Source organism: Acidaminobacter sp. QWL-03 (assembly GCF_058683855.1).
Map to the genome: position 1 here is coordinate 392,394 of NZ_CM178752.1, position 14,252 is coordinate 406,645.

The 14,252-nt window shown below is 51.9% G+C and carries 12 protein-coding genes and 1 other annotated feature; of the genes, 5 read left to right on the forward strand and 7 right to left on the reverse strand.

Translation table 11 applies throughout. The features are described 5' to 3' along the window. Positions 1-34: 34 nt before the first annotated feature. From leuB to AC4PHM_RS01700, 4 genes are all read right to left on the reverse strand, one after another. Positions 35-1,114 carry a 3-isopropylmalate dehydrogenase gene (leuB, locus tag AC4PHM_RS01685; protein WP_492019172.1) on the reverse strand — a complete coding sequence of 360 codons (1,080 nt, stop codon included), beginning with the start codon at positions 1,112-1,114 and terminating at the stop codon, positions 35-37. Further along, complete coding sequence (locus tag AC4PHM_RS01690; RefSeq protein ID WP_492019173.1) at positions 1,114-1,611, reverse strand: 3-isopropylmalate dehydratase small subunit; 498 nt, start codon at positions 1,609-1,611, stop codon at positions 1,114-1,116. The genes leuB and AC4PHM_RS01690 overlap by 1 nt, the downstream gene beginning before the upstream one ends. 50 nt (positions 1,612-1,661) lie before the next feature. Then, positions 1,662-2,960 (reverse strand): 3-isopropylmalate dehydratase large subunit, encoded by a 1,299-nt coding sequence (leuC, locus tag AC4PHM_RS01695; protein WP_492019174.1) that lies wholly within the window; start codon positions 2,958-2,960, stop codon positions 1,662-1,664. A gap of 75 nt (positions 2,961-3,035) precedes the next feature. After that, positions 3,036-4,595, reverse strand: a complete 1,560-nt coding sequence (locus AC4PHM_RS01700; protein WP_492019175.1) for a 2-isopropylmalate synthase — start codon at positions 4,593-4,595, stop codon at positions 3,036-3,038. A gap of 128 nt (positions 4,596-4,723) precedes the next feature. Continuing rightward, positions 4,724-4,980: a binding site (T-box leader), on the reverse strand. A 270-nt stretch (positions 4,981-5,250) separates the two neighbouring features. Between AC4PHM_RS01700 and AC4PHM_RS01705 the strand changes: the two genes are divergently transcribed. The 4 genes from AC4PHM_RS01705 (at position 5,251) to AC4PHM_RS01720 (ending at position 9,002) form a co-directional block, all read left to right on the forward strand. Then, positions 5,251-7,317: a molybdopterin-containing oxidoreductase family protein gene (locus tag AC4PHM_RS01705; protein WP_492019176.1), complete on the forward strand. Its 2,067-nt coding sequence runs from the start codon at positions 5,251-5,253 to the stop codon at positions 7,315-7,317. Continuing rightward, complete coding sequence (locus tag AC4PHM_RS01710; RefSeq protein ID WP_492019177.1) at positions 7,314-7,811, forward strand: YbhB/YbcL family Raf kinase inhibitor-like protein; 498 nt, start codon at positions 7,314-7,316, stop codon at positions 7,809-7,811. The genes AC4PHM_RS01705 and AC4PHM_RS01710 overlap by 4 nt, the downstream gene beginning before the upstream one ends. Before the next feature lie 78 nt (positions 7,812-7,889). Further along, positions 7,890-8,486, forward strand: coding sequence for a protein-L-isoaspartate(D-aspartate) O-methyltransferase (locus tag AC4PHM_RS01715; RefSeq protein ID WP_492019178.1), 597 nt, complete (start codon positions 7,890-7,892; stop codon positions 8,484-8,486). Between the two features lie 57 nt (positions 8,487-8,543). After that, positions 8,544-9,002 (forward strand): acyl-CoA thioesterase, encoded by a 459-nt coding sequence (locus tag AC4PHM_RS01720; protein ID WP_492019179.1) that lies wholly within the window; start codon positions 8,544-8,546, stop codon positions 9,000-9,002. 124 nt (positions 9,003-9,126) lie between these two features. On the opposite strand, the gene AC4PHM_RS01725 is transcribed toward AC4PHM_RS01720, so the two are convergent. After that, positions 9,127-10,170 carry a LysM peptidoglycan-binding domain-containing protein gene (locus AC4PHM_RS01725; RefSeq protein ID WP_492019180.1) on the reverse strand — a complete coding sequence of 348 codons (1,044 nt, stop codon included), beginning with the start codon at positions 10,168-10,170 and terminating at the stop codon, positions 9,127-9,129. Between the two features lie 461 nt (positions 10,171-10,631). Between AC4PHM_RS01725 and AC4PHM_RS01730 the strand changes: the two genes are divergently transcribed. Beyond that, entirely contained in the window at positions 10,632-12,437 is a 1,806-nt protein-coding gene (locus AC4PHM_RS01730; RefSeq protein ID WP_492019181.1) for a DUF4153 domain-containing protein, read from the forward strand. Between the two features lie 61 nt (positions 12,438-12,498). Here AC4PHM_RS01730 and AC4PHM_RS01735 read toward each other — a convergent pair whose 3' ends face one another. Next, positions 12,499-12,915, reverse strand: a complete 417-nt coding sequence (locus tag AC4PHM_RS01735; RefSeq protein WP_492019182.1) for an ACT domain-containing protein — start codon at positions 12,913-12,915, stop codon at positions 12,499-12,501. After that, complete coding sequence (locus AC4PHM_RS01740; RefSeq protein ID WP_492019183.1) at positions 12,915-14,216, reverse strand: phenylacetate--CoA ligase family protein; 1,302 nt, start codon at positions 14,214-14,216, stop codon at positions 12,915-12,917. The genes AC4PHM_RS01735 and AC4PHM_RS01740 overlap by 1 nt, the downstream gene beginning before the upstream one ends. Positions 14,217-14,252: the final 36 nt, after the last annotated feature.

Genomic DNA, 14,252 nt, shown 5'->3' on the forward strand with positions numbered 1-14,252 from the left:
CCCCGTTGATTTTTGTTTTTACAGTTGCCTCGGATTATCGCTTCAACGCTTCTATAATCCTTCTTCCCATTTCCTTTGTGCCGATGGTTCTCTCACCCGGCTTCGCGATATCCGCGGTACGCCATCCTGCCTCCAAAACCTCGCTGACGGCGCGGTCAATTGCGGCGGCTTCCTGCTCCAATGAAAAGGCGTGGCGCATCATCATGGAAAGAGAAAGGATCGTCGCGATTGGATTGGCAATATCTTTGCCGGCAATGTCTGGCGCAGATCCATGGATAGGCTCGTAGACCCCTGGCATTCCGGCGCCGCTGAGGCTCGCGCTTGGGAGCATGCCGATGGAGCCGGTGACCATGCTGGCTTCATCGGAGAGGATATCTCCAAAGATGTTGCTGGTGAGAATGACGTCGAACTGCTTTGGATTTCTGACGAGCTGCATGGCGGCATTGTCGACAAACATATGCTCCAGAGTGATGTCCGGATAGTCTGCCGCGACTCGGATGACCACTTCTCTCCAGAGTCTGGAGCTCTCCAGGACATTATTTTTATCTACGCTGGTCACTTTTTTGCTGCGGTGTCTGGCGGCGTCAAAAGCCGCTCTGGCAATGCGTTCGACTTCCATTTCGCTGTAGCACTCTACATCAAAGGCTTCAGGGCCGTGCGGGCCATTTCTTCGGCCTTTTTCACCAAAGTAAATGCCGCCGGTCAGCTCCCTCATAACCAGTATGTCGAGGCCGCCTTCAACGAGGTCTGCGCGAAGGGGGCAAGCATCCTTCAGAACGTCATACAGAATTGCAGGGCGGAGGTTCGCATAGAGACTGAGGGATTTTCTGAGCTTCAGAAGACCTGCTTCCGGCCTGAGATGCCCCGGCATGCCGTCCCATTTTGGGCCGCCTACCGCGCCGAGAAGGACAGCGTCCGATTCTTTGCAGATCTCAATGGTTTCATCCGGAAGCGGCTCACCAAAAACATCTATGGCGGCGCCTCCCGCGAGAACATGGGTCATGGCAAATTCATGTCCATACAGTTCGCCAAGGCGTGAGAGAACGGATTCCGCCTGTCCTGTGATTTCGGGTCCGATGCCATCCCCGGAAATGACAGCTATCTTATACTTCATTAGGCTTCACCCCTCGACTTTTTGATGGAGGCAATCAGACCGCCGCCGTCGATAATGTCGCGCATGAAAGGTGGAAGTGGCTGAGCCTGGTAAGTTTCGCCTTTCGTGATGTTTTCGATTTTGCCGCTTTCGAAGTCGACGCGGATCTCGTCGCCATCGGCAATTTTTTGAGCGGCCTCGGCGCATTCGATGATGGGAAGACCGATGTTAAATGAGTTTCTGTAGAAAATGCGGGCAAAGGTTTCGGCAATGACGCAGGAGACGCCTGCGCCTTTAATGGCGATGGGGGCGTGCTCGCGGGACGAGCCGCAGCCAAAGTTGCGGCCGCCAATCATGATGTCGCCCTTTTGAACTTTGCCTGCAAAGGTGTCGTCAATGTCGATCATACAGTATTTTGCTAGAATTTCAGGATCTGCGGTACTCAGATAGCGTGCCGGGATGATGACGTCGGTATCAATATTATCACCAAACTTAAAAGCGCGGCCGGATGTGCTCATGGAATGTCCTCCTCGTAACGTTTATATTATATAGTAGAAAGTGGTTTGGATTATGCGCGCTCCGGGTTGGCGATTTTGCCGGCAACTGCTGAAGCTGCCGCTACGGCCGGGCTGGCGAGATAGATTTCTGACTCGGTGTGCCCCATGCGGCCAATGAAGTTTCTGTTGGTCGTCGCGACCGCGCGCTCGCCTTTTGCCAGGATGCCCATATGGCCGCCCAGGCAAGGGCCGCAGGTCGGTGTGCTGACAATGGCACCGGCTTCAATGAAAATCTCGATTAACCCTTCTCTCATGGCGTCCAGATAAATTTTCTGTGTCGCTGGGAAGATGATGACGCGAACGCCTTTGGCCACTTTTTTACCTTTAAGATAGCGCGCCGCAATGCGAAGGTCGTCAAGTCGGCCGTTGGTACAGGAGCCTATGACTACCTGATCAATAGTAATGGCGCCGTTCTCCTGCTCCATGCGCTCAATCTCATCAATGGTGCGGGTGTTATCTGGGGAATGCGGGAAGGAAACCGTAGGACGGATGGCAGCGAGATCGATTTCAATGACTTGGGCATAGACGGCGTCCTGATCTGCTTCGAAGATGACGCTTGGCCGCTTGCCGCGGTTTTCGAGATAAGCCTTGGTACGCTCGTCCACCGGGAAGATGCCGTTTTTAGCGCCGGCTTCAATGGCCATGTTGGCAATGGTGAAGCGGTCGTCCATAGTGAGGCTGGCAACGCCTTCGCCCACGAATTCCATGGACTGGTAGCGGGCGCCGTCGACGCCAATTTTGCCGATGATGTGGAGGATGACATCCTTGCCGCTGACATGCTCTGACAGTTTGCCCTTCAGAACAAACTGGATCGCTTCCGGCACTCTGAACCAACAGAGTCCCGTTGCCATACCCGCAGCCATGTCAGTGGAGCCTATGCCAGTGGAGAAAGCACCCAGGGCGCCGTAAGTACAGGTGTGGCTGTCTGCGCCTATGACGACGTCGCCAGGGACCACGAGTCCTTTTTCAGGCAGAAGGGCATGCTCAATACCCATTTCGCCGATCTCAAAATAATTTTCAATGGACTGGTCGTGAGCAAAGACGCGCATTTGGCGGCACTGTTCAGCACTTTGAATGTCCTTGTTCGGCGTGAAGTGATCCGGAACAAGCGCGATTCTCTTGTTGTCAAAGACTGCGGGCTGGCCAAGCTTGGTGAACTCTTTGATGGCGGGCGGTGCGGTGATGTCGTTGCCGAGCACGAGGTCGAGCTTTGCCTGGATGAATTCACCCGGTGCGACGAAGTCTTTGCCGGCGTGGGCCGCGAGGATTTTCTGAGTCATTGTCATAGGCTGTTGTGCTTGAGTAGACATGAATGATGGCTCCTTTTTAGCAGATTTATTTGTGAAGGATCCTTAGCTTTCGCGCCGGATCCCTGGGGGTACGTTCTACGAGATCACGCGGATAGGAGGCTCTGCTGAAATGGACTCAAGTTTTTGAGCCGCGTTCAGGTAAGCGAGAATACTTGCTTCAATAATGTCTGTGGAAAGTCCGCGACCTGTGACGGCACGGCTGCCTTTCCTGAGCTTGACAATGGCTTCGCCCTGGGCGTCTTCCTGCTCTGTGATGGACTGGATTTTGTAATCCTCCAACGTCGCGCCGGTTTTGACGATTTTCTCAATGGATTTGTAAGAGGCATCAATTGGGCCGTCTCCGGCAGAGACTTCCTCGTAGATTTGACCTTCGACTTCCAGAGCGATCGTCGCCGTGGCGGTGATGGTGTTGCCGCTGTTGATGATGAAGCGCTTGAGCTTGTACTTGTTGTGTTCTTCGAGGTTCATAACGTCGTCCTGAAGGAGTGCTTCAATGTCCCGGTCGTCGACGGTTTTCTTTTTGTCGGCGAGGACTTTGAAATCTTCAAACGCGCGGTTGACTTCTTCTTTAGTAAGTTCATAACCAAGAGTCTTAAGTCTGTCTTCAAAGGCGTGGCGACCTGAGTGTTTGCCAAGGACCATGGCATTCGTTCTCAGGCCTACGGACTCCGGGGTCATGATTTCGTAAGTTGAGGCGTTCGCAAGCATACCGTGCTGATGGATGCCGGACTCGTGGGCAAAGGCGTTGGCGCCGACAATAGCCTTATTTGGCTGAACGCTGATGCCGGTAATGGAAGTCAGAAGCTTGGAGGAACGGGCAATTTGAGTGGTCTCAATGCCGGTCTTGATCCCGTAGTAATCAAAGCGTGTCGCGAGGCCCATGGCAATCTCTTCGAGGGCAGCGTTGCCGGCGCGCTCGCCTATGCCGTTGACCGTACATTCTACCTGGGTGGCGCCAGCCTTGACTGCAGCCAGTGAGTTGGCGACAGCCAGACCTAGGTCATTGTGGCAGTGAACGGAAATGTCGACCTTGTGGATGCCGTTGACTTTTTCGCGGATGGACGAGATCAGGCTGCTGTATTCCATTGGTGTTGTATAGCCAACCGTGTCAGGTACATTAAGTGTCGTTGCGCCGGCTTTGATGACGGCTTCAAAGATGCGGTAGAGAAACTCAGGATTGGACCGGGTCGCATCTTCCGCTGAGAACTCTATGTCCTCGCAGTAGCGCTTGGCATATTTGACCATGGCCACCGCGCGCTCGAGCACGGCATCCGGCTCCATTTTGAGCTTATACTGCATATGTATGTCGCTCGTCGCAATGAAGGTGTGAATTCTAGGTCGTTTCGCGTACTGGACGGCTTCCCAGGCAACATCGATGTCTTTTTCAAGGGCCCGCGCCAAGCTGGCTATGGTCGTTTCTTTAAGTTCTCTGGCTATAGTCTGGACGGATTCAAAATCGCCGGGTGAAGCTATGGCGAAGCCGGCTTCAATGATATCGACTTTCATTTTCTCAAGTTGTCTGGCCATGTCGATTTTTTCTTTAAGGGTCATGCTGCAGCCCGGAGACTGCTCCCCGTCGCGAAGCGTCGTATCGAAAATTTTGATCGTCTTGTCCGGTTGAATAATTGTACTCATTTTTTTGACCTCCCTGTTCTGGATGAATCCATGTGTGCCGATGGTGTTTAAAGATGAGAAATGACTTAACCGTAAGATTCTGATCCTCAGAAAAAGTGTTTTTCTGCAACAAAAAAGAGCACGTCCTATGCAAGGACGAGCTCTATGCCCGCGTTACCACCTTTTTTTTGCCTCCGAATTCAACTTGGAGACAACTCTCTACGGTTCAAACAAACCTGTGCCGATAACGGGGCGACCGGATGCTCTTAATGCCGAAAATCTCAAGAGGTTTCGGAGCATCTGCTCAGGAGCGAGAGTCTTACTGGTGTCATTGCCGGCTTTCACCATGTCCGGCTCGCTTTGAATGACGGGTGCAGTAAGGGTATGTCTCCATCAGCGCAAAATTGCTATTAGGGTGTGAATGTTAAGAATATTTATTAAACGAATCTTAACAGGTGGGGCATGGATTGTCAACACTTCGGAAAGAAATTTTATAAATTTTTATTTTTAACGCACATCCGGCTCGCAGGGCGGGATTGGATGGCTTGATACAGTGTATGGATTTCGGTACAAATCGCGCCTTGAGTATGATGGATTGAAAAAAAGTATTTTTTGAAAATTCAAAAGACTGAGGCTGCTGCAGACGAGGTATAATGGAGGTGAGGGGGTGGGGCGGGTGACCATCGGCAAAAAAACGGATAAAGAAAAACAGTTAATTTCAACGGCGTGTCCCCTGGATTGCTGGGACGCATGTTCAATTTTGGCTTCGGTGGAGGACGGTATGATCAAGTCGCTGGCTGGGAATCCGGCGAATCCGGTGACTGGGAAGGGACTGTGCTCCAAAGGGCTGGCCCATTTGGCGAGGCGGACGCACCCTGAGCGGCTCAGGCGTCCGCTGGTCAGGGACGCTTCGGGTGATGGCTTTCGGGCGGTGTCCTGGGATGAAGCGCTGGATCTGGCGGCGAAAAGACTGGATCAGATCCGTCGTGAGGGTCCTACCACGGCGGTGCTGCACTGTGCACACGCGGGGAGCGTGGGGCTGCTGAAGAAGCTGGAGGCGAGGTTTTTCAGTGCTTATGGTGGGGTAACCACCTCTGTGGGCAGCTTGTGTGAAGGCGCGGGGCATCAAGCGCAGAACTACGATTTTGGCGCTGCCTTGAGCCACGAGATTACAGACGTGGTGAATGCCCGCTTAGTAGTGATTTGGGGGCGGAATCCGGCGGAAACCGGGATTCATGCCATGCCATTTTTGAGGCAGGTGAAAGAGCGCGGCGCTGAGATTGTCGTGATTGATCCTCGGGGTTCTGATACGGCAGCAGCGCTGTCTGCGAGGCTTGTGTCTCCAAAGCCGGGGACGGATGGGGCTTTGGCGTTGGCTTTAGCACATGTGCTGATTGAGGAAAACCTGGTGGATGCTGAGTTTATACGCGCATCGGTAAAAGGCTATAAGGCGTTTAAAGATGCGGTTAAACCGTGGACGCCTGAGGCGGCTGAGGCGGAAACAGGGGTTTCGGCTGAAGTGATCCGGTCGTTGGCGCGTCTGTATGGGAGCGCCAAACCTGCCTGTCTCTTGGTGGGTTATGGGGTGCAGCGCTATACCAACGGCGGTGAGACTGTCAGGGCTATTGACGCGCTGGCGGCGATTACCGGCAATATTGGAATTTCTGGCGGCGGTGTGAATTACAACAATGACCGGATGTCCGGGTATTTGGATTCGGAGGTGCTGAGCGGCCAGTCCCTCAGAGTTCACCACCGGACCTATCCGAGGCCAATGATGGCGGATTTTATCCTTTCTGCGGATCGCCCCAAAATTAAGGCGATCTTTACGACTAAAGCAAATCCTGTGACGCAGTTCATGAACACCGGGAAAATGCTGAAGGCCTTTGAGTCAGTTGAATTTAAGGTGACCGTTGACCACTTCATGACGGATACGGCGCTGGCCTCGGATGTCGTGCTGCCTTGTGCGCATTTTTTGGAAACGACGGATGTGATCCTGCCGCCGGCAGTGCACTCCTTTTTGACTTATTGTTCGCCGGTCGTTGAGGCGGACCCTTGGGTGCCGTCTGAGCATTGGATTTTCACGCAGCTGGCCAAGCGTCTTGGTCTTGAGGCTTTTCCGGAACAGAGCGAAGAGGCGTGGCTGGCGCAGGCATTGAAGCCGTTTTTTGAGGTGAGCGGTCATGATTTGGAGTCTCTTAAAAAGGGGCCGGTCAAGGTAACCTTGGCGGGGTCCGCTTTGGATAACGGGCTCGTTGCCTGGCCTGAGCTGAAGTTCAAGACTCCGAGCGGACGGATTGAGCTTTGGTCCAACCGGGCGGGTATGGATGGCTTTGATCCTATTGCGACCTATAGACCTGTCGGGAAGCGGCCTTCAGCTGAAGAGCCTTATTATCTGCAGACACCGCACATTAAGGATTCTCTGCATTCCCAGCATTTCCTGGATCTTTTTGGTCAGGCTCTTCCTGTGGCATATCTTGGTCTGACAGCAGCTGAAAGACTTGGGGTAGCCGATGGTGACAAAATCAAAGTCTTCAACACCACCGGGCAGCTGATCTGTGCCGCGAAGGTGGAGGCGGATCAGAGTCCGGAGATCGTTTTAATCCATGAGGGTTGGTGGCTTCAAAAAGGCGGCGGCGTCAATCAGCTGGTCGCGGAACGCGCTGCGGGTATGGGGCTGCACGCGGCCTATTATGAAGTGACCTGCAATGTGACTAAGTGTGATGGGGAGGAGAATCGTAAATGAAAGTGACGAGTTCAGGCATAATTGACGGCGTGATCCAAGACCGGTTTGGAAAGCGCGGCACGGAGTTTCATGAAGGGAAAATCGCGACGAGGTCGCTGCCGCTAAACATTGAGAAGGCGCCGGAGGGGACGAAGTCCTTTGCGCTGGTACTGGAAGATAAGGACGCGGTGCCGGTTTGCGGCTATTCCTGGATCCACTGGGTTGTGGGGAATCTGACTCGAACTGAGCTTTCGGAAAATGAAAGCCGTACTGCTTCTGATTTTGTTCAGGGCGCGACCAGCTGGTCGGGTTTGATCTACAAAATGGATCGCTTGGAAACGAGTTATTACGGCGGTATGGCACCGCCGGATCAGCCTCATGTTTATGAGCTGCACGTCTATGCGCTGGATACTATGTTGGATTTAGCGCCGGGCTTCTATATGAATGAGCTTTACAAAAAGATGGAAGGGCATATTTTAGGGTATGCCACTCTGAAGGGGATCTATAACGCCTAGGTTCGGAGGTTTGTGGGAAAGGTGTCTTGGTGCATGTGTCTTGGCGTCATACTTGGTTAGCGTGTGGAGGTGTTAGCCATGACCGAAAAAGAACTTCTAATGTTTTTCAAGTCGCTGGACAGGGCTTACTTTATTGACGGACCCTCTAAAGCGCTGGCAGGGTTAGATCACGCGCTGCCAATAGGCTATGGGCAGACTATTTCTCAGCCCAGCCTGGTGTTTGAAATGACCTGGTACCTGGCCCTTGAGCCTGACAGCAAAGTGCTGGAAATAGGGACGGGTTCTGGGTATCAGACGGTTTTTCTTGCGGAATTTGGCGGTACGGTTTACACTATAGAACGTCTGGAAGAACTTGCGGTACCTGCCAGGAAGCGTCTGGAGGGACTTGGCTATGACAATATTCACTACAGGATTGGGGATGGCAGCGGCGGCTGGCCTGAAGCCGCGCCTTTTGACCGCATCATAGTTACTGCGGCATCTTCCGCGGTTCCGGTTGAACTGGTTGAACAACTGGCCCCTGGCGGCAAGATGATTTTGCCGGTAGGCGTTCCCGGAGACCAGGATTTGCTTTTAGTGGTCAAGGATTCGGAGGGCGTTATGAACCAGAGGGTGTTGACTAAAGTCGTATTTGTAGAACTGGTTGGAAAGTATGGCTGGGATGGGTTCGAGGATTGAAATGATTAATAGCGGGGCGCACAGAGACGAAAATGACTTCATTATGGGAGGATTCAATTGGTAAATGACATTTCATTCACAAGGGCTGAGACATGTATGGTTATGGAACCGCGACACAGCAATATCATGGGCAACGTTCACGGTGGAGAACTGATGAATCTGATGGACAATACTGCCGGCATTACGGCCTTCAAACATTGCAAAGGCGACGCGGTGACGGCAAGGGTGGATGAAATCGTCTTTCTGAAGCCGATCCATATTGGTGATATTGTCACCTGTGTTGGTCAGTTAACCTATGTTGGGCGAAGCTCGATGCAGATCATGGTCAGTATTTATGTCAACGATTTCAGCTCAGACGTCGTGCCGGAGGCTTCTCTCAAAGCGTTTTTCACCATGGTGCATATTGTAGACGGCGTACCAACGCAGGTGCCGCGCCTGGTGCCTAAAACGCCTGAGGAGCATGCGTTATATGCATTGGGAGAGAAGAAGTACTTAGAGATTAAGGCCAAGTATTAAATAAGGAATGAAGCGGGTGTCGGCGGCTGGGTGGAAATAGGTGTCTGACACCATCTTCCACATCGCCAAAAGACAAAACGGTCCATTTCACGTATGAAATGGACCGTTTTGTCTTTTGTTCCTGCTATTTTACTGGAACCACAACTTCAACTCTATTTTTGTATGCTTCGCCAACTGCGCCAAGGAAATCGCCGTGTGCGTCGCGTATGGACATAGTTGCACCGGAGACGACATCAGCGAGTGCCGCTTTTTCTTCTGCAGTTAAAGCAGCGAGTTTGGCAAGATCCGCTTCATTCGTTGTCGTTGCTTTGATTGGACGACCTGCTGCAGTTGTGTTTTTAGCAAACCACTGCTCGAGTTCCATGACAGTTTTGCCTTTGAAGAACTCTTGGAAGAAGTCCATTTGCTTATACCACTCGTTAGCTGGATTCATGTGATAAGAATCGCCGCGTTGGCGCTTAGTGAGCCAGTTGTTGACTTCGGCAGCTGCGGATTCAGGTGTGTTGGTTGAAACGCCGGTGACCTTTTCTGTGGTATGGTCTGTGACGTTATAACCTGCTTGGCCAGGCCAGCCGGAGAAGTGAGGCATTGAGGCACCATCATAGTTAGGGGAAGAGACTTCATAACCGTCTATGTAGACATTGAGAATTCTGCCAGCTGAGTCGAAAGTAGCAGCGGCCATTGCAACGTTGAAACTATAGACTGGAACTTCTTCGCTGTCTTTGCCAGGGCCGTTTCTAAAGGCGACTTTGTAGCCAATGCCCTGATAAACCTTGACGACGCTGTCAGTTGCCGCAGGCGCTGCAGGAGTAGTGCCGGCTTTAAGAAGAAGCTTTTGACCAACGTAGATCATGTTGATATTTTTGACTTGAGGATTGAGTGCGACCAACTCACTCAGGGTCATACCGTGTTTGACAGCGATTTTGTACATGGTGTCGCCGCTGACAACGACGTGGTACTCTCCGCCATCCATTGCAGGCATAGGGGCTGGAGCAGAGGTGCTGACCGGTGCAGGAGCAGGTGAACTTGGTACGCTTGGCTGTGTTGGCTCAACCCATGGCGGGGATGCGGAAGTAGTGCTGTCTGCTGCAAGTGACATAGGCGCGAAAACGATCGCGGATGTCAAAAGCATCAAAAGTGCCAGGGCTCTTGCTAGATTCTTTTTCAAACGTATTACCTCCTCTTGAATTTTTTCAGGCTGTCCTCTGATTAATAATTGTTGTGAAAATGTTGACAAAGCAAGTCGAAGACGACCTGATTTATACTAAAAATTGTAACACAATTGTCATCCCTTAACCACAATTTACCTCTTATTAATTAAGAACAATATGACCAAAACCCTTTGGCGTCGCCTGTTGCAGGGGGATTTGCGCGATAGTGATATAGTGTGAAAAGTTTGAATATTTAGGTGTTGCGAGTTATAAAGATGTCAAACTTTTAATAAAATTGCTGCACACACTTATTGCATTAATTGTAGATGGCACTAGGCTGTAACTATTCTGTAATGCGCATTGAAGGTTAGTCATCTAAGATGTGGATGTAGGATGTCATCTCTGTGCAGGATCACTGCAATGCTCAGCCTGTATTCATTCGCCATTTGGGAAAAATAGGAATCGGGAAGGTGCTGTTATGAAAGTAATTAAAGGATCACTAGTTAGAAGGCTCCAAGGTCTTGTTAAAGCTTCGGAGAGGTTTCCGGCCTCGGTTGCCGGATTTGTTGCAGCGCTGCTGGTGGCTTATGCTATCATAGGTGAAGATCTGAATCCGCCACTGATCCTGCAAAAAATGGTATTCACTTCAGTCGTTGGCGCCGTCCTTGGGATTGTGATTCAATTTGCGGTTGAGCGATTTGATGGACTTTCATCCCGAAGGGTTGTGGCGTACATTGCCGGGCTGCTGTTGACGCTGGGCTATTTTCTGATTCTGCTGCCGGCATCAGAGATCAGCGACGCGGTGGTGATCCGAAGTCTGGTAACGATTTTCGCCTTGATCTGCGTGGTGCTTTGGATACCATCCGCAGGCGGGAGAGCAGACTTTAACAGGACTTCGCTGACCTTTTTCAAAACCTTCGCTACGTCGTGGCTTTATGCAGCGGTGCTGACCGCGGGATTTGCGGCTGTGATCGCGACCGTTGACATTTTACTGTTTGATGTCAGCGATAAGGCGTATGCATATTCAATGGCAACAGTGTGGATCTTATTTGCGCCGGTGTATTTTTTATCGCTTTTGCCGCACTTTGACCATCGGCAAAACGCTCTTGAAAATGGTTTGGGCGAAGGACTCCCGGCTGGGGCCGGCACGTTTGATTATCCAAGATTTCTGGAGATCCTGGTCTCTTACATAGCGGTGCCTCTGGTGGCGGTCTATACGGCGGTGCTGGCAGCTTATTTGGGGAAGATTCTGGTGACTCAGGTCTGGCCTTCAGGGCAGCTGGGACCTATGATCCTTCTATATTCTGCAGCAGGACTACTGATCTTTGTAATGGCCAGCCTTCTGGACAATGGATTTGCAAGAGCCTACACGCGTGTGTTTCCAAAGGTGCTGATTCCGGTAATCATTTTGCAGCTGATCTCGGTGGGTATACGGATTGAGGCATATGGCGTGACGGAATCGCGGTATTATGTGGCGCTCTTTGGTGTGTTTTCATTGGCAGCGGGGCTGATGCTGAGCTTTAGTCCGGTTTCGAAGAATGGCCGGGTGGCAATGCTGGCAGCGGTGTTCGCGCTGGGATCCATCCTTCCGCCGGTGGACGCGTTTACGGTGTCCAGAAACAGTCAAATTGGACGGCTTGAGGGGCTTCTCGCCGCAGAGGGGATGCTCATCAGTGGTGAGCTGGTGGCGAAAGCAGAGGCTTCGGAGCTTACGAAAGCTGAAACGACGAGTATTGTGAACTATTTACAGAGTTCCGGAGGGTTGGCGTATGTCAAGTGGCTGCCTGAGGGTTTTAAAGCCTATGAGGATTTTACACGCACTTTTGGATTTGAGCGTACCTATAAACCGTCGGGAGGACAGCGTTACACCATGGTGTCGCTGGACCCTGGGGTGGCTTTGAATGTTGTGGGATTTGAAAAGCTGTTGTCTTTTGACCTGGCCAGGTACGAAAAGGAAATGAGGCCGATGTCCCAAAACGCAGAACTGGCTGGTGAAACGTATGAAGTCAAGGTGACGCGAAGATCTTCTGAGGATGCCTTGGTAACGCTGGTGACGCCGGAGGGCAATGACGCGCTTACAATTGATCTGGAAAAGGCGGCGGACAATATTGCGCCTGAAATGGGAATGCTTAAGGAAATGATGCTGCCGGAGGCTATGACCGTCGCGGTTGAAAACGACAGGTTCAAGATGTCGGTGGTGTTCCGGGGCATTCACAGATACGAGATGGATCAAGGTGTTATTGCATCGGATTATAGTTTCTATGTATTAGTGGGGCGCAAATAAAAATAAGTCAGTGTCGACAAGCCATTTTGGGCTGTGGACACTGACTTATTTTGCTTTTTGACTATAGATCCACAACTGTGTTAAGGCCTTTGTCTTTCAAAATTTGCAGTGCCTTTTCCTGGTTGTCAGTCTTGAAGACGACATAAGGCATTTCGCGGCGGCGCATGACGAAGGAATAAATGTATTCGATGTTGATGCCGTTGTCGCTCATGATGTGGAAGAGCTCGTTCAGGCTGCCGGGTTTGTCGATGGGCTCAACGGCGATGACTTTGCTGAGTTTGGCGACGAAACCATCGGCCTTAAGGTCTCTCAGGGCTTCTTCGGGCTTGTCGACGACGATGCGGACAATGCCAAATTCAGTCGTATCAAAAACGGCGATGGCCCGGATGTCAACGCCATACTTATAGAGCGCATCGGTGACGGCAGCCAGGGCGCCGTGGCGGTTTTCAACGAAAACGGAAAGCTGATCGATGAGCATTATTTTACCTCCCTCATATCGATGACGCGTTTGGCCTTGCCTTCAAAGCGTGCCAGAGTGCGGGGCTCATGCAGGTGGATTTTGGCGTCGATGCCCAGTACGGTGCGGAGTCTCGTACGGATGGTTTGCTTGAGGGCTTCGAGCTGGCCAAAGGATTCAAGCAGGTTGTCGTCGATAAGCTCGACATCGATTTCGATTTTGTCCAGGTAACCCTTCTTGAAGACTTTGATCTGGTAGTGCGGGCCAATCCCTTCGGTGTTGAAGAGAACTTCCTCGATTTGGGAAGGGAAGACGTTGACGCCGCCGAGGATCAGCATGTCGTCTGTGCGGCCTTGAATTTTGGCCATGCGGACAGTGGTGCGGCCGCAGTCGCAGGTCTCATAGTGTAGGGACGTAATATCCTTGGTGCGGTAGCGCAGAAGCGGCAGGGCTTCTTTGGTGATGGTGGTGATGACCAGCTCGCCGACTGAGCCCGGCGGCAGGACTTCGAGGGTCTCGGGGTCGATGATCTCCGGGATGAAGTGGTCCTCGAATATGTGCATACCGCAGAGAGCCTTGCATTCGCCGGAGACACCGGGGCCAATCAGTTCACTCATGCCGTAGTTTTCGGTGACGAAGATGCCCCATGCTTCCTGGAGCTCCCGGCGCATGGCTTCGGTAGAGCCTTCGCCGCCGAAGAGGCCCCATTTTAGCTTCAGGTCTTTCTTGGGATCAATACCCATAGACTTGGCAACTTCTGCCATATGTAATGCGTATGAAGGGGTGCCGATGAGGGCGGTCGTTCCAAAGTCCTGCATGATCATAATCTGCTTTTCGGTATTGCCGCTGGACATTGGGATGACGGAGGCGCCGACGCGTTCGAGGCCTTGGTGAAGGCCAAAAGCGCCTGTGAAAAGGCCGTAACCAAAAGAGACCTGAGCTGTGTCATCAGCTGAGACACCTGCCATGGTGACGATGCGGGCGATCAGCTCGGTCCAAGTCTCCATGTCATTTCTGGTGTAGCCAACCACTGTTGGCTTGCCTGTGGTGCCTGAGGAAGCGTGATAGCGGACGACTTCTTTTTGTGGCACGGCGAAGAGCCCGAAGGGATAGTTGTCCCTGAGGTCATTCTTGACTGTCAGTGGCAGTTTTTTAAGGTCATCCAAAGACTGAATGTCATCAGGTTTCAGGCCAAGCTCATTGAGCTTGGCGCGGTAATGGGGAACGTGATCATAGACACGGCGGACGGTCTGCTTCAGCCGTTCGAGCTGAAGCTTTTCCATCTGATCGCGCGCCATGGTTTCGTAGGTGCTCCAGATCATTTTGCTTCCTGCCTTTCACTATTTTATAAATTTTAT